The organism is Chromobacterium sp. LK1 (assembly GCF_001043555.1).
Taxonomy (GTDB): Bacteria; Pseudomonadota; Gammaproteobacteria; order Burkholderiales; family Chromobacteriaceae; genus Chromobacterium; species Chromobacterium aquaticum.
This window is the reverse complement of record NZ_LDUI01000003.1, coordinates 180,823-200,329: the sequence shown is the minus strand read 5'-3', so window position 1 is coordinate 200,329 and position 19,507 is coordinate 180,823. Positions and strand designations below refer to the sequence as shown.

Annotated in this window: 21 protein-coding genes; 19 read left to right on the top strand and 2 right to left on the bottom strand. The window is 66.4% G+C overall.

Features of this window, described 5'->3' with window-relative positions:
- Window positions 1-6 precede the first annotated feature (6 nt).
- Entirely contained in the window at window positions 7-1,434 is a 1,428-nt protein-coding gene (locus VI26_RS02655; protein ID WP_048408169.1) for an undecaprenyl-phosphate glucose phosphotransferase, read from the bottom strand.
- A 236-nt stretch (window positions 1,435-1,670) separates the two neighbouring features.
- On the opposite strand from VI26_RS02655, the gene VI26_RS02650 reads away from it, so the two are divergent.
- The 17 genes from VI26_RS02650 to VI26_RS02570 all read left to right on the top strand — a co-directional run bounded on the left by VI26_RS02650 (window position 1,671) and on the right by VI26_RS02570 (window position 16,703).
- Window positions 1,671-1,850, top strand: coding sequence for a DUF3460 family protein (locus VI26_RS02650; protein WP_048408168.1), 180 nt, complete (start codon window positions 1,671-1,673; stop codon window positions 1,848-1,850).
- Between the two features lie 72 nt (window positions 1,851-1,922).
- A complete protein-coding gene (locus VI26_RS02645) occupies window positions 1,923-2,591 on the top strand; it encodes a class I SAM-dependent methyltransferase (RefSeq protein ID WP_048408167.1) in 669 nt (222 codons plus the stop codon).
- Between the two features lie 284 nt (window positions 2,592-2,875).
- The gene (locus VI26_RS02640) at window positions 2,876-3,286 is read left to right on the top strand and encodes a biopolymer transporter ExbD (protein WP_048408166.1); all 411 of its coding nucleotides are present in this window, start codon (window positions 2,876-2,878) and stop codon (window positions 3,284-3,286) included.
- Window positions 3,283-4,155: an energy transducer TonB gene (locus VI26_RS02635; protein ID WP_048408165.1), complete on the top strand. Its 873-nt coding sequence runs from the start codon at window positions 3,283-3,285 to the stop codon at window positions 4,153-4,155. The genes VI26_RS02640 and VI26_RS02635 overlap by 4 nt, the downstream gene beginning before the upstream one ends.
- Window positions 4,156-4,260: 105 nt before the next feature.
- Entirely contained in the window at window positions 4,261-5,550 is a 1,290-nt protein-coding gene (tolB, locus tag VI26_RS02630; RefSeq protein ID WP_082150845.1) for a Tol-Pal system beta propeller repeat protein TolB, read from the top strand.
- A 14-nt stretch (window positions 5,551-5,564) separates the two neighbouring features.
- Entirely contained in the window at window positions 5,565-6,092 is a 528-nt protein-coding gene (gene pal / locus VI26_RS02625) for a peptidoglycan-associated lipoprotein Pal (protein WP_048408164.1), read from the top strand.
- Between the two features lie 169 nt (window positions 6,093-6,261).
- Window positions 6,262-7,005, top strand: a complete 744-nt coding sequence (gene ybgF, locus VI26_RS02620; protein WP_048408163.1) for a tol-pal system protein YbgF — start codon at window positions 6,262-6,264, stop codon at window positions 7,003-7,005.
- Window positions 7,006-7,340: 335 nt separating this feature from the next.
- Window positions 7,341-9,008 (top strand): hypothetical protein, encoded by a 1,668-nt coding sequence (locus tag VI26_RS02615; RefSeq protein WP_197081354.1) that lies wholly within the window; start codon window positions 7,341-7,343, stop codon window positions 9,006-9,008.
- 27 nt (window positions 9,009-9,035) lie between these two features.
- On the top strand, window positions 9,036-10,514 hold the full coding sequence (locus VI26_RS02610; RefSeq protein ID WP_053074189.1) for a S8 family peptidase: 1,479 nt from the start codon (window positions 9,036-9,038) through the stop codon (window positions 10,512-10,514).
- 130 nt (window positions 10,515-10,644) lie between these two features.
- A complete protein-coding gene (locus tag VI26_RS02605; RefSeq protein WP_053074188.1) occupies window positions 10,645-11,466 on the top strand; it encodes a CPBP family intramembrane glutamic endopeptidase in 822 nt (273 codons plus the stop codon).
- A 102-nt stretch (window positions 11,467-11,568) separates the two neighbouring features.
- On the top strand, window positions 11,569-12,057 hold the full coding sequence (purE, locus tag VI26_RS02600) for a 5-(carboxyamino)imidazole ribonucleotide mutase (RefSeq protein WP_048408160.1): 489 nt from the start codon (window positions 11,569-11,571) through the stop codon (window positions 12,055-12,057).
- Window positions 12,057-13,187 carry a 5-(carboxyamino)imidazole ribonucleotide synthase gene (locus VI26_RS02595; RefSeq protein ID WP_048408159.1) on the top strand — a complete coding sequence of 377 codons (1,131 nt, stop codon included), beginning with the start codon at window positions 12,057-12,059 and terminating at the stop codon, window positions 13,185-13,187. The genes purE and VI26_RS02595 overlap by 1 nt, the downstream gene beginning before the upstream one ends.
- Window positions 13,188-13,226: 39 nt before the next feature.
- Window positions 13,227-13,646: a fosfomycin resistance glutathione transferase gene (locus tag VI26_RS02590; RefSeq protein ID WP_048408158.1), complete on the top strand. Its 420-nt coding sequence runs from the start codon at window positions 13,227-13,229 to the stop codon at window positions 13,644-13,646.
- A complete protein-coding gene (locus tag VI26_RS02585; protein WP_048408157.1) occupies window positions 13,643-14,329 on the top strand; it encodes a DNA alkylation repair protein in 687 nt (228 codons plus the stop codon). The genes VI26_RS02590 and VI26_RS02585 overlap by 4 nt, the downstream gene beginning before the upstream one ends.
- Window positions 14,326-15,204 (top strand): phosphoribosylaminoimidazolesuccinocarboxamide synthase, encoded by an 879-nt coding sequence (locus VI26_RS02580; protein WP_048408156.1) that lies wholly within the window; start codon window positions 14,326-14,328, stop codon window positions 15,202-15,204. Before VI26_RS02585 ends, VI26_RS02580 begins: the two co-directional genes overlap by 4 nt.
- Before the next feature lie 366 nt (window positions 15,205-15,570).
- On the top strand, window positions 15,571-16,116 hold the full coding sequence (locus tag VI26_RS02575) for a cysteine hydrolase family protein (protein ID WP_048408155.1): 546 nt from the start codon (window positions 15,571-15,573) through the stop codon (window positions 16,114-16,116).
- A 5-nt stretch (window positions 16,117-16,121) separates the two neighbouring features.
- The gene (locus VI26_RS02570) at window positions 16,122-16,703 is read left to right on the top strand and encodes a GNAT family N-acetyltransferase (protein WP_048408154.1); all 582 of its coding nucleotides are present in this window, start codon (window positions 16,122-16,124) and stop codon (window positions 16,701-16,703) included.
- Between the two features lie 25 nt (window positions 16,704-16,728).
- Here the strand turns inward: VI26_RS02570 and VI26_RS02565 are convergent, their stop codons facing one another.
- Window positions 16,729-17,100 carry a hypothetical protein gene (locus VI26_RS02565; RefSeq protein WP_048408153.1) on the bottom strand — a complete coding sequence of 124 codons (372 nt, stop codon included), beginning with the start codon at window positions 17,098-17,100 and terminating at the stop codon, window positions 16,729-16,731.
- Between the two features lie 433 nt (window positions 17,101-17,533).
- Here VI26_RS02565 and VI26_RS02560 point away from each other — a divergent pair, with 433 nt between their 5' ends.
- A complete protein-coding gene (locus VI26_RS02560; RefSeq protein ID WP_048408152.1) occupies window positions 17,534-18,460 on the top strand; it encodes an alpha/beta hydrolase in 927 nt (308 codons plus the stop codon).
- Between the two features lie 83 nt (window positions 18,461-18,543).
- Window positions 18,544-19,365, top strand: a complete 822-nt coding sequence (locus VI26_RS02555) for an SAM-dependent methyltransferase (RefSeq protein WP_048408151.1) — start codon at window positions 18,544-18,546, stop codon at window positions 19,363-19,365.
- Window positions 19,366-19,507 lie beyond the last annotated feature (142 nt).

The following is a 19,507-nucleotide window of genomic DNA, read 5'->3' as shown; positions in this document are numbered from 1 at the left end:
TTTGCCTCAATAAGCCGCGTCGGCCGACAGCACCGCCGGAAGGGTGCGGATCAGGATGTAAAAGTCGAACCACAGCGACCAGTTCTCGATGTACTCCAGGTCGTATTCCACCCGTCGTTCTATCTTGGCCAGGGTGTCGGTTTCGCCGCGGTAGCCGTTGACCTGGGCCCAGCCAGTGATGCCCGGCTTGACCCGGTGGCGGGCGGTGTATTCGCTCACCGCGTCCTCGAACAGCACGCCGGCGGCCTTGGTGGCGGTGGCGTGCGGCCGCGGGCCGACCATGGACATGCTGCCGCCCAGCACATTCAGCAGCTGCGGCAGCTCGTCCAGGCTGGTCTTGCGGATGAAGCGGCCGACGCGGGTGACGCGCGGATCGCTGCGCGTGGTTTGCGCCTCGGCGTCGGCATCGGCCTGCTCCACGTACATGGAGCGGAATTTGTAGACCTCGATCAGGCGGTTGTTGTAGCCGTAGCGCTTTTGCCGGAACAGCACCGGTCCCGGTGAATCCAGCTTGATCAGCAAGGCCAGCAGCAGCATCAGCGGCGCGGCCAGCGCCAGCGCGACGACGGCGAGCAACACGTCCTCGCAGCGCTTGAGCAGCGGCGACCAGCCCTTGAGCGGCAGCTCCGAGATATTGAACATCGGCAACCCAGCCACCGCGGTCACCCGGTGATGCGCGTGCTGCAGGCCGGCCATGTCCGGCGCCAGCAGCACCGTCACCGGCAAGCGCCGCAGTAGGCTGACCAGATCGCCCATCCGCTCCACCGCCGACCACGGCAGCGCCACCAGCACCAGCTGCGCCTGGCCGGCGCGCACCATGCGCTCCAGCTGCGGCATATCGCCCAGATAAGGCAGGCCGGCCATGCCAAATGCCTGCCTGTCGGTGCGGTCGTCGACATAGCCGACCAACCTGGCGCGAATATCGGCGTTCTCGGTCAAATAAGCGGCCAGCCGGTTGCCGCTGGCGGTGCAGCCCAGGATCACCGTCGGCAGCAAGCCGACGCCGCGGCGCGCCAGCCACCGGCACCAGCCATGCAGCGCCAGCCGCGCCAGCAGCAGCAAGGCCAGCGTCGACGCGTACCAGCCCAGCAGCGCCTCGATAGAAGCCGCCGCCAGCAGAGGCAGTTGGCCTCCCACCAGCATCAGCGCGATGAAGGTCAGCGACCATGCCGTCGCCTGCCTGCGCAGTTGCAATTGCCGGCCGAACAGGCCGGAGCCGTACAGGCCCAGCGCCTGGAAGGCCAGCAAGGTCAGCACGCCGGCGAAAGACAGCGTTGCCGCCAGCAGGCCGTGCAGCGGCGCGCCCGACTGCGCCAGCCAGACGCCGCCGGGCGCCAATACCAGCGCCAGGTGCAGCAAGCGCACCAGCAAGCGCATATAGGTCAAGGTTTCGGCCCGCGCCTGCACCAAGCTGTCGACATTGCGAATAAGCATGATTAAAAACCGTTTAGTTTAATTTTATTAAACAATTAAATGAGATCAATTTATAATTTGTGTTTAATGTCTTTAAACAATACTTGCAATATGCGCCAAAATGACCCTGCTTGCAAACAGGACTTGATCGATGACGCCCCGAAACGGGCAAGGTGTTGCGAAAAACGCGAGGCAGGCTGACGAAGCCGCGATTTATCGTTTAAAATCACGGCATCAGCCATAGAGGGAACGATGTGATGTATCAGTCCGATTTCACCAAGTTCATCAACGGTTTCCTGGATCAGCACCCGGAAGTGGACAGCGAGCGCCGCGAACTGCGCCTGACGCTGTGGGACCGCCAGCCAAACCTGGATGACCGCCGCCGCTGGGACGAATCCCGCGTGCCGCAGAAGCCCTACGTTTACCAGCCGGAATAAGCCCGGCTCCCGCCTGACCCGACGCCCGCGCCGCGGGCGTTTCTGATTGCACCGCATCGGATTGCAGCACACATGACCAGCCGCACCGTGGCGCTTGACGGCGCCTTGCACGACTACCTGCTGAGCATCAGCCTCAGCGAACACCCAGTGATGCGCGACTTGCGCGAATTCACCGCCACCCATCGCATGGCCAAGATGCAGATCGCGCCGGAACAGGGCCAGTTCATGGCCTGGCTGGCGCAGCTGATAGGCGCGCGCCGCTACCTGGAAATCGGCGTGTTCACCGGCTACAGCGCGCTAGCGGTGACGCTGGCGATGCCGGAAGACGGCCGCACGCTGGCCTGCGACGTCAGCGAGACCTTCACCGCCGTCGCCCGCGACTACTGGGCGCGCGCCGGCGTCGCCGAGCGCATCGAACTGGTATTGCAGCCGGCGCTCGCCACCCTGCGCCAGCAGTTGGACGCGGGCCAGGCCGGCCAGTACGACCTGGCCTTCATCGACGCGGACAAACCCGCCTATCGCGACTATTACGAGGCCTGCCTGCAGCTGGTGCGCCCCGGCGGCGTGATCGCCATCGACAATATCTTCCTGTCCGGCCGCGTGGTGGAGCCCAAGCCGGAGGACCCGCCCGGCGTGCACCTGATGCATGAATTCAACGCCCGCCTGAAGCACGACCCGCGCATCCGCATGTGCGTGCTGCCGGTGGGGGATGGGCTGACCCTGTGCACGCGGCTGGCCTAAGAACCTGTTTACGATCTGCTGCGCGTCGGCGGGATGGATAGAAATGGGCGTTGAAACCAAGCTCAGTGCTCATGTACCACGAGTACATTCCGCTTTTTCGCCCGTTTTCGCCCGTTTTCGCCTTGTCTCGCCTTAGCTCGCTAGATCGTAAACACGTTCTAAGCGCCCCCAGGCCGGCGCGGCCATGAACTTTTCATGATCCGCCGCGGTCTGACCCGCTTACCCCGGACACCCGGCCGGAGCCCGGTGTATCATGACCGCTTGCCAACGCTAACAGACGCTCCATGCTCAATCGCCGTCCCCGCCGCCAGATGAACCAGATGAACGTCGTGCCTTATATCGACGTGATGCTGGTGCTGCTGGTCATCTTCATGGTGACCGCGCCGATGTTCACGCCCGGCGTGATCGAAGTGCCCAGCGTGTCCCAGGCCACCAGCATCGACACCCGTCCGCTGGAAGTGACCGTGGACGCCCAGGGCAAGATTCAACTGATAGACAACGACCGCAAGACCGACGTCGCCTCCGTCGCCGACCTTGCGGTGCAAATCCAGGCCTTGGGCGCGGCCGAGCGCCCGGTGGCGATATCCGCCGACGCCAACCTCAAGTACGCCGAAGTGGTGCAAATCGCCGACAAGCTCCACCAGGCCGGCGTCAAGCGCGTGGCGCTGACGGTCAAGCAGCAGAAGCAGGGATGATGGCCGCAGTGTCCACCTCGCCGCGCCCCTGGTCGCTGATCGTATCGGTGCTGCTGCACGTCGCCGTGGTCGGCCTGCTGCTGTGGGGCGGTTTCCATTCCCAGACCTTGCAGGAACAGGCGCCGGTGGCGCTGGAGCTGTGGACCACCGCGCCGCCGCCGCCCCCGCCCAGCGTCGTGGCCGAGCCCAAGCCCGCGCCGCCGGTGGTGGAACCGCCGCGCCCCGCCGTGGCGGAGCCGCCGGCCGACGTCAACCTGGGCCGCAACAAGAAACCGCCGGAGCCGCCCAAATTCAAGCCTGAGCCCAAACCCGAGCCTAAGCCGGAACCCAAGCCGGAGCCGGTGAAAAAGCCCGAAGCGAAAAAAGCGGACAAGCCGGCCGAGAAAAAGCCGGAAGCCAAGACGGCGCCCGCGCCGGCCGCCAAGCCACAGGCCAAGCCCAAGCCGTCCAAGACCTACAACCCGGAAGCCGACGATCTGCTGGCCAGCCTGGACAGCCCGCGCACCAGCGGCAAGGCCAATGCGCGCAGCGACCAGGCCGGCTCGCCCAATGGCGTGGCCGGCGGCGCCGCCAACGGCTCCTCCGTTGCCAAGGCCGGCTGGATCAGCCGGGTCAAGGCCAAGATCACCCCGCTGGTGCAAGTGCCGCCGGACTTGTCCGGCAATCCCAAAGTGGTGCTGCAGGTCTCGCTGCTGCCCTCTCTGGAGGTAAACCGGGTACAGTTGCTGCAAAGCAGCGGCAGCAAGGCTTATGACGACGCGGTGCAAAGGGCGATCTGGGAGGCCAAGACCTTCCCGGCCTTGCCGCCCGGCGCCAGCTTCAACGACGGCTATCGGCAATTCAAGATGGAATTCCGTCCCAAATCATAAGACAAACGCATGACCAGGCGCGCGCGGAGCGCAGGCGGAGCCGGGACGGGCCTTGCCGCCGCGCACCGCGGCTTAGCATGCCACTTGATTGACTTGAGGGAACTAATGTCCAGCTTCAAAACTCTGTTGAATATGCTGCTCGTCACGCTGGGCCTGTTGGCCGCCGGCGGCGCGCAGGCGGAAATGACCATCGAGATCGTCGGCGGCGGCGCCAACCGCCACGCCATCGCGGTGGTGCCGTTCAAGGATGAAGCCAATGCCCAGGGCGGCCTGAGCCCGGTGATCAAGAACGACCTGACGATTTCCGGCGCCTTCCGCATGGTGGACACCGCCGGCGTGGCCAATGTGCCGTTCGAGCCCGCCGACATCCGCTACCCGCTGTGGCAGGCGGCCGGCGCGCAGTCCGTCGCCATCGGCAAGGTGGAAGCGGCCGGCGGCGGCCAACTGAAGATCAGTTTCCGGCTGATGGACGCCGCGCAGAAGAAACAGCTGACCGGCGGCGAATTCACCGTCACCCCGGACCGCACACGCCAGGTGGCGCACGCGATCGCCGACATGATTTACGAGGCGATCACCGGCCAGAAAGGCTTCTTCAACACCCGCATCGTCTATGTGTTGAAAACCGGCGGCAGCTATCTGTTGCAAGTGGCCGATGTGGACGGCGGCCGCGCCCAGACCATTCTGCGCTCCAGGGAGCCCATCATCTCCCCAAGCTGGAGCCCGGATGGCGGACGCATCGCCTATGTGTCGTTTGAAAGCAAGAAACCGGTGGTCTGGGTGCAGAGCCTGGCCACCGGCCAGCGTTTCGCCGCGGCCAACTTCAAGGGCAGCAACTCCGCCCCGGCCTGGAGCCCGGACGGCAGCAAGCTGGCGGTGGTGCTGACCACCAGCGGCAATTCGCAGATCTACGTGATCAACGCCAACGGCGGCGGCGCGCGCCGGCTGATGTACAACGGCGGCATCGACACCGAGCCCACCTGGAGCCCGGACGGCGGCAGCCTGTATTTCGTGTCCGACCGCGCCGGCGGCCCGCAGATCTACCGCGTGTCCGCCGATGGCGGCAACGCCCAGCGCGTCACCTGGGAAGGCCGCTACAATGTGTCGCCCAAGGTGTCGCCGGACGGCAAGACGCTGAGTTTCATCCGTCGCGAGGGAGGCAACTTCCGCGTGATGGCGCAGGACCTGGCCACCAACGACAGCCGCGCGCTGTCGGACGGCGGCTATAACGAACGCCCGAGCTTCGCCCCCAACGGCCGCATGGTGCTATACGCCAGCGACGCCGGCGGCAAGAGCGTGTTGTACGCCGCCACCACCGATGGCGGCAGCAAAGTGAAATTGGCCGTGATCAACGGCGATGTACAGGACCCGGCTTGGGGCCCATTTAATCATCCTTAATTGGAGCTATTGCTATGAACTGGAAACAACTCGTCCTCGGCACCGCCACCGTAACCCTGCTGGCCGCCTGCGCCAGCACCAAGCCGGCCGACACCACCGCCGGCACCCAGCAGCCGACCACGCCGCAGACCACCGCGCCGGTGGACACCGGCAGCGGCAACCAGAACCAGGTGTCCGTGGATCCCTTGAACGATCCCAACAGCCCGCTGGCCAAGCGCAGCGTCTACTTCGCCTTCGACTCCTCCTCCGTCGACGCCAACGGCAAGCCGGTAGTGGAAACCCACTCCGCCTACCTGAAGCAGAACGCGGACAAGAAAGTCATCATCCAGGGCAACACCGACGCCCGCGGCAGCCGCGAATACAACCTGGCGCTGGGCCAGCGCCGCGCCGAGAGCGTGAAGAAGGCGATGGAAGTGCTGGGCGCCAAGGAAAGCCAGCTGGAAGCGGTCAGCTTCGGCAAGGAAAAACCGCGCGCCACCGGCAACACCGACGCCGACTTCGCCGAGAACCGTCGCGCCGACATCGTGTACCAAGGCCACTAAAAGCACTGGGTCTGTTTTACGACGCCAGCCCTCTGGGCCGGCGTTTACAGCCGGACATCGGGCGGATGCGCTTTCACGCGCTTGCCGTTAAGATATCCGGCTGAATACTTTTCCACCCATCATCGCGTCGTCGCCTCCGGGCCGGACGGCGGGACATCCCGGGACAACCATGAAACGGCTCACCCTTTGCAGCGCGCTGCTGCTGTTTCTTACCGGCTGCGCCACCACCGGCGATCTGGAAGAAACCCGCCGCCAGCTGGACCAAGTCAACCGCCAGGCGTCCACCCGGCTCAATGAAGTGGAAAGCAAGCTTTCCAATGAAAAGCTGCTGGAAATGGTCAGCCAGCTGGAAGCGATGAAGGCCGAAGTGGCCAAGCTGCGCGGCGATGTGGAAGTGCTGAACTACAATCTGCAAACCACGCAGAAACGCCAGAACGATCTGTACAACGATCTGGATGGCCGGCTCGGCCATCTGGAGAACAGCGGCGCCAAGCCGGCTGCGGCTCCGCACGGCGACGCCTCGGCTGCCGCGGATGGCGGCGCGGCCACCAGCCCGGATTACGACAAGGCGCTGAACCTGCTGCGCGCCCGCGATTTCGCCAAGGCCGCCGACGCGCTGCGCAGCTTCATCGAGCAAAACCCGCAAGCGCCGCAAGTGGCGGAAGCCACTTACTGGTTGGGCGTGTCCCATACCGCGCTGCGCCAATACGACGCCGCCATCGACATCCACCGCCGCTTCGTCGAGCAATTCCCCGATCATCACTTCGCGCCGGAAGCCCTGCGCAATATCGGCAACTGCCAGCGCGACCTGGGGCAGATGGATCAGGCCAAGACCACCTATAAACGCCTGATCAAGCTCTATCCCAAGAGCGACTCCGCGCAGAAAGCCCGCCAGCAACTGGCAAAAATGTAACACTCCGGCCGGTCTCCCTCCGGCCGCCATGCCCCATTTTGACGCCGGCCCGTGTGGCCGGCTTTATCGTCCCCGCCATTTCCCGCCCTGCCCAAGCCGCTGATTTTCAAGTATAAAATTTAAACACAAATAATTATAACCATATAGTTGGCGCTCTCATGCACCAAAACGGCGCAATACTACGTCGTCATCCCTGATTTCCATCGCGCGCCGCATCGCCTTCCACATGTGTTTTTTCTTCAAAACATGCTTATTGCATGACAATATATTCCGTCCGGGTTATACCGCTCGGCGAAAAACATAAATAAATAATGTCTATCAAGGAGTTATCTGTGATGAGAAACACACAACATGCCGGAACCCGCTGGTTCCGGCTAGGCGTGATGGCAATCAGTATCGGGCTGATTGGCGGCCTGTCCGGCTGCGAAGACGACGGTAGCGGCAGCCAGCCCGGCGACGGTTCCAGCCACCATGGCGGCAGCGGCCGCCTGGCGGTGGATATCTTCGGCAACCGCGGCGGCGTGCTGACCGCGGTGCCCAGCGGCCTGTGCCTGGGCGAAGCCCGAGTGCTGTGGAGCAATGGCGTCCGCGGTTTCAGCACCGATGACAGCGCGCCGGATCAGCCGCTGACCGCCTCGGTCAGCTGCGGCTGGGTCAGCGCCAGCCAGACCCTGGTGCCGCAGAACGTGTTCAGCGCGCCGTCGGTGTTCGCCGTGCTCAAGGCGGACCGCACGCTGGCGGTCTGGGGCAGCCGCCGCCTGGGCGGCGATACCTCGGCCCTGCCCGCCCAACCGCAAAACGTGGTGGCGGTGGCCGGCAATGAACGCGCGATGGCCGCGCTGCAAGCCGACGGCACCGTCATCGGCTGGGGCCGCGCCGGCTCCGGCGCCAGCTTCGCCGGCCCGGTGGGCATAGGCAGCGCCGATGCCACCTCGCCGGTGGCGCCGCTGGGCAAGGTCGCCAAGCTGTGGCCCACCAAGCGCGGCTTCGTCGCGCTCAACAGCGACGGCAGCGCCAGCAGCTGGGGCAATATCGAAACCACCTTCGACGGCAACGGCGGTTCCAAGTCCATCTCCTCCTACTTCGACGCCGCGCGCCTGGCCGCGTTTAAGGATGTCGCCAGCGTCAGCCACAATCTGGGCGCGGTGGCGCTGCTGAAGAAGGACGGCAGCGTGCTCGCCTTCGGCGACCCCAATTCCGGCGGCGACGCCTCGCCGCTGGCGGCCAAGCTCAATAATGTGGCCAGCATCGCCGCCACCGACTACAACTTCGCCGCGCTGAAGAAAGACGGCAGCGTGGTGGTGTGGGGCCTGAACTGGGATGGCCAGACCAGCGACTACTACGACGGCAGCGAACCGATGCCGGCCGGCGTCAGCACGGTGCAGACCAACCTCAACGTCTTCGCCGCGCTGAAGCAGGACGGCAGCGTCGCCACCATAGGCAGCGCCTACTTCGACCGCGGCGCCGACACCAGCCCGGTGGCCGCCAATCTGACCGGCGTCCGCAAGCTCTACGCCAGCAAGACCGCCTTCGCCGCCTTGCGCAAGGACGGCAGCGTGGTCACCTGGGGCGACGGCGCCCGCAACGACGCCAGCGGCGTGCAACACCAGCTCAACCGCGTGAGCTCCATCGCCGCCACCGAACTGGCCTTCGCCGCGCTGCGCCAAGATGGCAGCGTGGTCACCTGGGGCGATGAACTGCGCGGCGGCGACAGCAGCGCGGTGCGCCACCGCCTGCGCGATGTGGTGGCCGTGTTCGCCAACGACTACGCCTTCGCCGCGCTGAAGGCCGACGGCAGCGTGGTCACCTGGGGCGCGCCCACCCACGGCGGCGACAGCTCCGCCGTCCGCTCGCGCCTGGTGAACATCCGCGCCATCTACAGCACCCCGCTCGGCGGCTTCCTCGCCGTGGCCAAGGACGGCAAGTTCGTCGCCTGGGGCAGCCCGTCCGCCGGCGGCAGCGCCCCGGCGGGTCTCGCCGCCATCCCCTACGTCAAGAACTAAGACATTGCCGCATTGGAGCAACAGAACATGAACCGCAAAACCTCGCTGTCCCTGCTGATCGCCGCGCTGCTGGCCGGCGCCGGCGCCGACATCGCCGCCGCGGCGCCCTCCGCCGCCGGCATCACCGGCATCATCGTCAAATACCACAGCGTCTCTCAGGTGCAACTGACCCAGGCGCGCATCGCCAACGGCGGCCGCGCCCCGTCCAGCCGCCCGGCCGACTTCGCCGCCCGCACCCAGCGCGTGCAACAACTGAGCGGCAGCCCGCTGCAGTTCCATCACCAGATGGGCACCGGCGCCTATGTCTATCAAAGCGGCAAGGCGCTGAGCGTGGCCGAGGCGCAAACGCTGGCGCGCAAGATCCAGCAGGACCCGGCGGTGGAATACGCCGAGCCGGACTTCATCATGAGCCCCAACTACCTGCCCAGCAGCCCGCTGTACGCGGCCAAGCAATGGGATATGCAGGCCAGCGCCGCCGAACCGGGCGCGATGAACCTGCCGGCGGCCTGGGACCTGTCGCAGGGCGCCGGCGTCATCGTGGCGGTGCTGGATACCGGCTACCGCCCGCACGCCGACATCAAGCCCAATCTGCTGGAGCCGGGCTACAACTTCATCTCCGACGCCAAGCGCGCGCGCCTGCCGGCGGTGGCGCAGACCAACGCCGACGGCAGCCCTCTCCTGGACAGCAACGGCCAGCCGGTGCAAAGCGCGCGCACCAACAACGGCCTGGACCAGGGCGATTACAGCGACGGCAGCCTGTGCCGCGCCGGCAATAGCAGCTGGCACGGCACTCACGTGGCCGGCACCATCGCCGCGGCCGCCGGCGACGGCAACGGCCTGACCGGCGTGGCGCCCAAGTCCAAGCTGCTGCCGCTGCGGGTGCTGGGCCAGTGCGGCGGCGCCAGCTCGGACATTGCCGACGCCATGTTGTGGGCGGTGGGCGCCACCGTGCCCGGCGCGCCGGTCAACGCCAATGTGGCGCGGGTGCTGAGCATGTCGCTGGGCGGCGCCCAGCCGTGCAGCCGCACCTACCGCGACGCCATCCAGCAGGTCAACGCCCGCAACGGCGTGGTGGTGGTGGCCGCCGGCAACGCGATGAAGAACGCGCGCAACACCAACCCGGCCAGCTGCCCCGGCGTGATCACCGTCGCCGCCAACGGCAAATCCGGCGGCATCGCCTCCTACTCCAACTACGGCGCGATGACCACCGTCACCGCGCCGGGCGGCGACCTCAACAGCGGCGATCCCGGCATCTACTCCACGCTGAACAGCGGCGCTACCGTGCCGGGCGCGGATAGCTACGCCGCCTTCCAGGGCACCTCCATGGCCACGCCTCATGTCTCCGGCCTGGTGGCGCTGATGCTGTCCGCCAACCCCGGCCTCAACTGGAAAGCGGTGCGCAATCTGCTGATCAAGACCGCGCGCCAGCCGGCGGCGGATTGCGAAGGTTGCTCCGCCGGCATCACCGACGCCGCCGCCGCGGTGCGCGCGGCCAAGGCTAACTAAAACTCTCTTTCTCTGCGCACGGGAGCGCTCTGCCGTCGCGTGTCCGGCCCTGGCCGGACACCCGGCGGCCTTTTTGTCGCCGCCCCGCTTCAGTATCATTGCCTTTCCCCCTATCCCCCGCGAGCCCGCCATGCCCCTGCCCGACACCCTCACCCTGGCCGCCTTCGCCCTGCTGGCGCTGGCGCTGCTGGCGGAAAGCCTGCGCCTGAGCTGGCCTTCGCGGCTGGCCGCGCTGTCCAGCGTCGGCGTCGCCGTCGCCAGCGGCCTGGTGCAGCCCTTGGGCGCGGTCGCGCTCGCCGCCGCCCTCGGCGTCAGCCTGGCCGCGCGCCACTATCGGCGGCCGGAACTGTGGCTGGTCTGGATCGCGCTGCTGCTGGCGCTGGCGCTGCACGCGCTGCCCGGCTTCAACAACCCGCTGCTGTGGCAAGGGCTGAGCACGCCGGACAGCGCGCCCTACCGGCTGTACTGGAGCTATGACAAGGGCGCCGCCGGCTGGCTGCTGCTGATGGTACTGGCCGCCAGCCCGCAGCCGCAGCGGCGCTGGGGCGTGGCCGCCGCCGGCGTCGGCGCGCTGCTGTTGCTGGTCGTGCTGGGCCTGGCCAGCGTGGCCGGCGTCATCGCCTGGGCGCCAAAGTGGCCGCATTGGCTGCTGCCCTGGCTGTTCGCCAACTTCTTCCTGGTCTCGCTGGCCGAGGAAGCCTTCTTCCGCGCCGGCCTGCAACGCTGGCTGGAACTGCGCACCGAACCCTTTCCCGCCCTGATGGCGGCCGCGGTGGCCTTCGGCCTGGTCCACGTCGCCGGCGGCTGGGTCTGGGTGGGTCTCGCCACCCTGGCCGGCCTGGGTTACGGCCTGGTCTACGCCGCCACCCGCCAGGTCTTGTGGGCGACGCTGGCCCATGTCGCCTTCAACGCTGTGCACCTGATTCTGTTCACTTATCCGCGGCTGATGTGATATGCCCTAAGTACCTTGATGTCAAAATAAAAAACCATAACGGCAGCAGGCCCCAATCGGGTAAAATCCCGGCTTTAGCCTCAACCAGCGAGCTTCTCCGCCATGATTGAAGTCGGCATCGTGATGGGTAGCAACAGCGATTGGGAAGTCATGCAGAACGCCGCCCGCGTGCTCAAGGACTTCGGCATCGTCTGTGAAACCCGCGTCGTCTCCGCCCACCGTACTCCCGACCTGCTGTTCCAATACGCAGAAACCGCTGCCGAGCGCGGCCTGAAGGCCATCATCGCCGGCGCCGGCGGCGCCGCCCACCTACCGGGCATGCTGGCCGCCAAGACCCATGTGCCGGTGCTGGGCGTGCCGGTGCCGTCCAAATACCTGCGCGGCGAGGATTCGCTGCTCTCCATCGTGCAAATGCCCAAGGGCATCCCGGTGGCCACCTTCGCCATCGGCGAGGCCGGCGCCGCCAACGCCGCGCTGTTCGCCGTGGCCATGCTGGCCACCACCCGCCCGGAACTGGCGGAACAACTGGTCGCCTTCCGCCGCAAGCAAGAAGAAACCGTGCTGGCGATGACCCTGCCGGAGATCGAATAATGGCCGCCATCCTGCCCCCGGCAATGCTGGGCATCCTGGGCGGCGGCCAACTGGGCCGCATGTTCGCCGTGGCCGCCAAGACCATGGGCTACCGCGTCACCGTGCTGGACCCGGACGAAGCCGCGCCGGCGGCCGAGTTCGCCGACCGCCACCTGTGCGCGCCGTTCAACGATCCGGCCGCGCTGGAAGACCTGGCCAAGAGCTGCGCCGCCGTCACCACTGAATTCGAGAACGTCAACGCCGACGCGATGCGCCTGCTGGCCAAGACCACCCGCGTGTCCCCGTCCGGCGACTGCGTCGCCATCGCCCAGGACCGCATCGTGGAAAAGGCCTGGATCGCCAAGGCCGGCCTGCCCACCGCGCCCTATCTGGCCATCCAGAGCGTGGAAGACATCCAGGTCGAACTCGCGCCCTATCTGCCCGGCATCCTGAAAACCGCGCGCCTGGGCTACGACGGCAAAGGCCAGGCGCGGGTGAGCACCGCCGCCGAAGCGCGCGCCGCCTACGCCAACCTGGGCGGCCAGCCCTGCGTGCTGGAAAAGATGCTGGACCTGCAACTGGAAGTGTCCGCCATCGTCACCCGGGTCAGCGCCACCCAGAGCGCGGTGTTCCCGGTGGCCGAGAACCTCCACGCCGACGGCATCCTGGACGAATCCATCGTGCCGGCGCGCATCAAGCCGGCGCTGGCGGCCGAAGCGCAAGCGATGGCGCTGCGGCTGGCCGAGGCGCTGGACTACGTTGGCGTGCTGGCGGTGGAATTCTTCGTGCTGGCCGACGACAGCCTGGTGGTCAACGAAATCGCGCCGCGGCCGCACAACTCCGGCCATTACACGCTCACCGCCTGTCTGACCGACCAGTTCCAGCAACAGGTGCGCGCGATGTGCGGCCTGCTGCCGGGCCGCACCGACCTGCTCAGCCCGGTGGTGATGGTCAATCTGCTGGGCGATGTGTGGAAGGACAACGGCGCCCAGCCCAATTGGGACGTGCTGGCGGAAGCGCCCAACGCCCAACTGCATCTGTACGGCAAGAAAAGCGCGCGCCCCGGCCGCAAGATGGGCCACTTCAATGTGATGGCGGCCACGGCCGACGAAGCCTTGGATCAGGCCCGGGCCTTGAAGGATACCTTGTAAGCACATGGCGAAGCTTTCCGGCTTCGCCATTTTTTCGCCATGAAGCTGAACGGACTGAATCACCTGACCCTGGCGGTGCGCGATCTGGAGCGCGCCTGGGACTTCTACACCCTCACCCTGGGCTGCCAGCCCCACGCGCGCTGGGACGGCGGCGGCTATCTGAGCCTGGACGGCCTGTGGCTGTGCCTGTCCTTGGACCCGGCCGCCGCGCCAGCCCCCGGCTACACCCATTACGCCTTCGGCGTGGACGCCGCCGACTTCCCGGCCTGGCGCGAACGCCTGGCCGCCGCCGGCGTCCGCCAATGGCGGGACAACCGCAGCGAAGGCGACTCGCTCTACTTCCTGGACCCGGACGGCCATCAGCTCGAGCTGCACGTCGGCAGCCTGGCCTCGCGGCTGGCCGCCTGCCGCGCCCGGCCTTACGCCGGCATGCGCTTCTTCGACGAGGCGTCCGCATGAACGCCGACATCGCCGCGCTGCGCGCCGGACTGAGCGCCGTCGCCGTCCCGGAACAGGCCGCGCCGATGCGCGCCTATATGCGCGAACAGTTCGACTTTCTCGGCGTGCCCACGCCGGCGCGCCGCAAGGTGTCCACGCCCTGGATCCGCGCGCTGAAGACCCAAACCGCGGAATACTGCCTGGACCTGGCCGAACAACTGTGGCGGCAACCGGAACGCGAATTCCAATACGCGGCGGTGGACCTGCTGAGCGCGCGCGCCGAGACACTGCCCGCCGCCAGCCTGCCGCGGCTGCTGACGCTGGCCGCCGCCAAGCCCTGGTGGGACTGCGTGGACGGCTTGGCCGCCTGGGTGGTCGGCACACTGGTACGCCAACACCGGGACTTGCAACACGATATGGACGCGCTCAGCGGCGACGCCGACTTCTGGCTGCGCCGCGTCGCCATCCTGCACCAGCTGTACTGGAAAACCGATACCGACGCCGAACGCCTGTTCCGCTACTGCGCCGCCAATGCCGGCGACGCCGAATTCTTCATTCGCAAGGCCATAGGCTGGGCCTTGCGCGAATACGCTTACACCGACGCCGACGCCGTGCGCGCCTTTGTCGCGGCCACGCCGCTATCCGGGCTCAGCCGGCGCGAAGCCTTGAAACACATTGCCCGCTCCACCGAGGATTTCCGATGACCGGACTCAACACCACCCAACTGACCAGCTTGAAGAAAATCTACTCCGGCAAGGTCCGCGACCTGTACGAGATCGACGACCAGCGCATGCTGATGATCGCCACCGACCGGCTGTCCGCCTTCGACGTGATCCTGGACGACCCCATCCCCGGCAAGGGCCAGATCCTCACCGCCATCTCCAACTTCTGGTTCGACAAGCTCAAAGAGCTGGTGCCCTGCCACCTGACCGGCGACGCGCCGGAAGACGTGGTCTCCGCCGCCGACCTGCCGCAAGTGACCGGCCGCGCCGTGGTGGCCAAGCGCCTGAAACCGGTGCCGATCGAAGCCGTGGTACGCGGCTACCTGGCCGGCTCCGGCTGGAAGGAATACCGCCAGAGCGGCACCGTCTGCGGCCTGGCGCTGCCGGCCGGCCTGCGCGAGGCCGACAAGCTGCCCGAACCCATCTTCACCCCGTCCACCAAGGCGGCGGTGGGCGACCACGACGAAAACATCAGCTACCAGCGCTGCGAAGAAATCGTCGGCGCCGAACTGGCCGCCCAGGTGCGCGACACCGCGATCAAGCTCTACCGCGCCGCCGCCGAATTCGCCGCCAGCCGCGGCATCATCATCTGCGACACCAAGTTCGAGTTCGGCCTGGACGAAAACGGCGTACTGACGCTGATGGACGAGGCGCTGACCCCGGACTCCAGCCGCTTCTGGCCGGCGGACAGCTACGCGCCGGGCGGCAACCCGCCGTCCTTCGACAAGCAGTTCGTGCGCGACTGGCTGGAAGCCTCCGGCTGGAACAAGCAGGCGCCGGCACCGACGGTGCCGCTGGAGGTGCGCGAGAAGACCGCGGCCAAGTATAGGGAAGCGCTGGACAGGCTGACCGCCTGAGAACCTGCTTACGATCTGCTACGCGTCGGCGATACGGCGTTGAAAACCGCTTCAGAATGCTCATGTACTACTTGTACATTCCGCTTCTTCAGCGGTTTTCGCCTTGTCTCGCCTTAGCTCGCGAGATCGTAAACACGTTCTAAGCGCCTGTTGAAAGTCTGCTGCGCGTCGTGACACGTAGCGCGGTGAGTACAGCTTCAGAATGCTCATGTACCACATGTACATTCCGCTTCTTCAGCTGTTGTCGCCTTGTCTCGCTCTAGCTCGCTAGACTTTGAACAAGCTCCAAGCCCCGCCCCGGCGGGGCTTGCTTTTTGCCGCGTTTCATATGACATTGGCGACTCAATCCCGCGACAGGAAACCCCGATGAAAACCGCCCTGCTGATCATCGACGTGCAAAGCGGCATGTTCGACCACGAACCCCGCGCCGACCAGGCCGACGCCGTCATCGCCCGCCTCAATCAACTGGCCGCCGCCGCGCGCGCGGCCGGAACGCCGGTGGTGTGGGTTCAACACGAACGCGCCAGCGCGCCGCTGACCCACGGCTCGGCGGAATGGCAATTGGCCCGCGGCCTGGACGCCCAGCCGGACGACCACTACCTGCGCAAGACCGCGCCGGACTCCTTCCTGCGCACCGGCCTGCATCAGCAACTGCAACAATGGGGCGTCGGCCAACTGGTCATCGCCGGCTACGCCAGCGAATTCTGCATCGACACCACCACCCGCAGCGCGGCCGCCCACGGCTACGCCATCATCCTGGCCAGCGACGCGCACACCACCCACGACAAGGACCACGCCAGCGCCGCCCAGATTCGCGCCCATGAAAACGCCACCCTACCCAAGCTGGGCAGCTTCGGCGTGCCCATCCTGACGCGCGCGGCGGCCGAGATCGCCTTTCCCGCCAACACCTGATCCGCATGCCCATCGCCCAACCCACTCTCAGCACGCCGCGCCTGCTGCTGTTGCCGGCCCAGCCGGCGCAGGCGCGCGCGATGCTGGATTTCCACGTCCGTAACCGCCAGCACTTCGAACCCTGGGACCCCAAGCCCGGCGACATGTTCTTCACCGAGCTGTACTGGACCATGCAGCTGCGCCAACGCGCGCGCGACTGGGAAGAAGGCCGCGGCGGCCGCTTCCTGCTGGCACTGCACGCCGAGCCGGAACGGGTGATCGGCAGCATCGGCCTCAGCAATATCAGCCGCGGCGCCTTTCAGTCCTGCCACCTGGGCTATGGGCTGGACCAGCACTGCCAGGGCCAGGGCCTGATGCGCGAAGCGCTGGAAGCGGTGATACGCTGCGCCTTCGACACCCTCAGGCTGCACCGGGTCCAGGCCAACTACCAGCCGCACAATCTGCGCAGCGCCGGCCTGCTCAAGCGCCTGGGCTTCGAGATTGAAGGCCACGCCAAGAACTACCTCTATCTGAACGGCGGCTGGCGCGACCATGTGCTGAGCGCGCGGCTGAATCCGGACTTCGACCCGGAACACATGCTGGCCTGAGCGCGCGCTATCCGGCCGCACGGATTCAGGACGTCACCGTCTCCAGATGTTCCGTTGCCCCCTGCAAACGCTGCTGCAAAGGCTCCAGCAAAGCCCACAACGCCTTGCCGCGCACTTGCGCGTTTTCGGTGTGACGCAGCATCAACAGCAGCGCGCCCAAGGCCTCATGGCATTGGCGCAGCTCTTCGGCGATATCGTCGTAATGCTGGCAGCAGCGGGCTAAATGAAGCAAAGCCGGATCAATGGCGGCAAGCGCGGCATTTTCCGAACGTTGGTCTTGCAGATGTTTGACGGTCTTGATCAGACGGCTGACAGCCGGGCTGGCGGCTGAGGATTCAGCGGCCTCCTTGGACGGAGGCGGTTTGGAAAGCAGGGACAGAACTGACAATAGTGGCATGACGGGCTCCGATCCAAAATGAGCCTGCCATCCCGCTTCCAATCACGATGGGCAGGCATATGACAGGGTTGGAAGGCAGGCGAATCGGAGCCAGCAGGCCAAAGGCCTCCCTGCCATAACCTGCCCTGATAGGCGTAGCTATAGCGTGGCATTGGGATGATATCCCCCGATTCTATTCAGGCTTCCATTCCTGATGCCGCGCTGTATGAAACGGCATGCGGCTCATGGTGCCCACCTCACCGGGTCTGGTCAAGCGCGGTGGGTCCGGCAGCGTGCCGACCCAGGCTCCCCATCCCGCTGACGGCACCAGCGCCAGGACATTTGGATAGCGCTTGCCAGCATCCTTGCGCCATGTTCTGCTGTGAAGCCGCCGCTTCGCCGCAACCCTGATGCCGCGGCGCAGTCAAAACAGGCCATAAAAGGGCTCAACACCATGCAAACCTTCCATCTGAACGCCGACGACGGGGAAATCCTGCACGCCGCCCGCTGGTTGCCGGACGGCGCGCCGCGCGCCGTGGTGCTGATCTCCCACGGCATGAGCGAATACGCGGTGCGCTACCACCGCTTCGCCCAAACGCTGACCGGCGCCGGCTACGCCGTCTATGCCCACGACCACCGCGGCCACGGCGCCGCGCCGCGGCTGCGCGGCCATTTCGCCGCCGACGGCGGCTGGGACAAGGTGGTGGCCGACGTGGACACCCTGCGCCGCCACGCCGCCGAATCCCACCCCGGCCTGCCGGTGACGCTGTTCGGCCACAGCATGGGCTCCTTCATCGCCCGCTCCTATTTCCTGCGCCACGGCGCGGCGCTGTCCGGCCTGGTCCTGTCCGCCACCGGCTACCGCCAGCGGCCGCTGGCCTGGCTGCTGCGCGGCCTGGCGCGGCTGGTGGCCCGCTGCGGCAGCCCGGAGCGTCCCAGCCGGCTGCTGGCGCGGCTGATTTTCGGCAGCTTCAACCTGGGCTTCCTACCCGCCCGCACCGGCATGGACTGGCTGAGCCGCGACCCGGCGGAAGTGGACAAATACCTGGCGGACCCGCTATGCGGCTTCGACCCCTGCCCCGGCCTGTGGATAGATTTGTTCGGCGGCATCATCGCCATGGAGCGCGGCGAGGCGAGCGGCGACAGCCTGCCGCGCCGCTGTCCGGTCTGGCTGCTGGCCGGCAGCCGCGACCCGGTCAGCCTGGGCAAGCTGGGCCTGGGCCAGCTGGAAATCCGCTACCGCGAGGCCGGCCTGCTCGATGTGCAGACCACGGTCTACCCCGGCGGCCGCCACGAAATGCTGAACGAAACCAACCGCGTGGAAGTGGAGCAGGACATGCTGCGCTGGCTAGAGCGGATCAGCGCGCAGCCGGCCAGTTAGACAGGAGCATTGAAACCAGCGCCCAAGCACGCCGGCGCGAATTGGACTAAAATCCGGCGATTCGTTTTTCGCAGGAGGCCGCCATGAGCCTGATTCCCGAGATCAAACCACAGCAATCGCTGGAACTGCTCAAAGAGCTGCACATCCTGACCCGCGACGGCAAGATCAACCAGGACACCCGCCGCAAGCTGAAACAGGTTTACCACCTGTACCAGTTCATCGAGCCGCTGATGGCCGACGTGCTGGCGGAAAAAGGCGAGATGAGCCTGGCCGACCACGGCGCCGGCAAATCCTATCTGGGCTTCATCCTTTACGACCTGTTCCTGAAGGACAAGGCCGCCGGCAGCGTCTACGGCATCGAAACCCGGCCGGAACTGGTCAGCCGCTCGCAAGAGCTGGCCGCCCGCCTCGGCTTCGAACGCATGGGCTTCTTGAACCTGAGCGTGGAACAGTCGATCACCTCGGAGCAATTGCCGGAGCAGGTGGACATCATCACCGCGCTGCACGCCTGCAACACCGCCACCGACGACGCCATCCGCTTCGCGCTGGCCAAGAGCGCGCGCTACATCGTGCTGGTGCCCTGCTGCCAGGCGGAAGTGGCCGGCGTGCTGCGCCAGAAGAAAAACCAGAGCTTCGGCCTGACTCCGCTGTCCGAGATGTGGCGCCACCCCATCCACACCCGCGAGTTCGGCAGCCATCTGACCAATGTGCTGCGCTGCCTGCAACTGGAAGCGCGCGGCTATCAGCTCACCGTCACCGAGCTGGTGGGCTGGGAACACTCGATGAAGAACGAGCTGATCATCGCCAAGTACACCGGCCAGCGCAAAAACAGCGCGCGCGAACGCCAGGAGGCGATTCTGAGAGAACTGAACCTGGAAGACCTGCGCGAGCGCTTTGTGTACTAAAAACCGCTTAACAGTCCGCTGCGCTCCACCCAGCCTGCCCATGCCGAGCGACCGCTCCTAGGGTGGGTGGAGCCCCAGTCGGTCCCCCTTCCCGCCACTGACACCCGTCGCCTCGGCCCGCTTCCGGGCCCTGAGCATAATG

Bases quoted from the DNA above. Each gene is read 5' to 3' on its own strand.
- VI26_RS02655 (WP_048408169.1), bottom strand. From the start codon at position 1,434: ATGCTTATTCGCAATGTCGACAGCTTGGTGCAGGCGCGGGCCGAAACC.
- VI26_RS02650 (WP_048408168.1), top strand. From the start codon at position 1,671: ATGTATCAGTCCGATTTCACCAAGTTCATCAACGGTTTCCTGGATCAG.
- VI26_RS02645 (WP_048408167.1), top strand. From the start codon at position 1,923: ATGACCAGCCGCACCGTGGCGCTTGACGGCGCCTTGCACGACTACCTG.
- VI26_RS02640 (WP_048408166.1), top strand. From the start codon at position 2,876: ATGCTCAATCGCCGTCCCCGCCGCCAGATGAACCAGATGAACGTCGTG.
- VI26_RS02635 (WP_048408165.1), top strand. From the start codon at position 3,283: ATGATGGCCGCAGTGTCCACCTCGCCGCGCCCCTGGTCGCTGATCGTA.
- tolB (WP_082150845.1), top strand. From the start codon at position 4,261: ATGTCCAGCTTCAAAACTCTGTTGAATATGCTGCTCGTCACGCTGGGC.
- pal (WP_048408164.1), top strand. From the start codon at position 5,565: ATGAACTGGAAACAACTCGTCCTCGGCACCGCCACCGTAACCCTGCTG.
- ybgF (WP_048408163.1), top strand. From the start codon at position 6,262: ATGAAACGGCTCACCCTTTGCAGCGCGCTGCTGCTGTTTCTTACCGGC.
- VI26_RS02615 (WP_197081354.1), top strand. From the start codon at position 7,341: ATGAGAAACACACAACATGCCGGAACCCGCTGGTTCCGGCTAGGCGTG.
- VI26_RS02610 (WP_053074189.1), top strand. From the start codon at position 9,036: ATGAACCGCAAAACCTCGCTGTCCCTGCTGATCGCCGCGCTGCTGGCC.
- VI26_RS02605 (WP_053074188.1), top strand. From the start codon at position 10,645: ATGCCCCTGCCCGACACCCTCACCCTGGCCGCCTTCGCCCTGCTGGCG.
- purE (WP_048408160.1), top strand. From the start codon at position 11,569: ATGATTGAAGTCGGCATCGTGATGGGTAGCAACAGCGATTGGGAAGTC.
- VI26_RS02595 (WP_048408159.1), top strand. From the start codon at position 12,057: ATGGCCGCCATCCTGCCCCCGGCAATGCTGGGCATCCTGGGCGGCGGC.
- VI26_RS02590 (WP_048408158.1), top strand. From the start codon at position 13,227: ATGAAGCTGAACGGACTGAATCACCTGACCCTGGCGGTGCGCGATCTG.
- VI26_RS02585 (WP_048408157.1), top strand. From the start codon at position 13,643: ATGAACGCCGACATCGCCGCGCTGCGCGCCGGACTGAGCGCCGTCGCC.
- VI26_RS02580 (WP_048408156.1), top strand. From the start codon at position 14,326: ATGACCGGACTCAACACCACCCAACTGACCAGCTTGAAGAAAATCTAC.
- VI26_RS02575 (WP_048408155.1), top strand. From the start codon at position 15,571: ATGAAAACCGCCCTGCTGATCATCGACGTGCAAAGCGGCATGTTCGAC.
- VI26_RS02570 (WP_048408154.1), top strand. From the start codon at position 16,122: ATGCCCATCGCCCAACCCACTCTCAGCACGCCGCGCCTGCTGCTGTTG.
- VI26_RS02565 (WP_048408153.1), bottom strand. From the start codon at position 17,100: ATGCCACTATTGTCAGTTCTGTCCCTGCTTTCCAAACCGCCTCCGTCC.
- VI26_RS02560 (WP_048408152.1), top strand. From the start codon at position 17,534: ATGCAAACCTTCCATCTGAACGCCGACGACGGGGAAATCCTGCACGCC.
- VI26_RS02555 (WP_048408151.1), top strand. From the start codon at position 18,544: ATGAGCCTGATTCCCGAGATCAAACCACAGCAATCGCTGGAACTGCTC.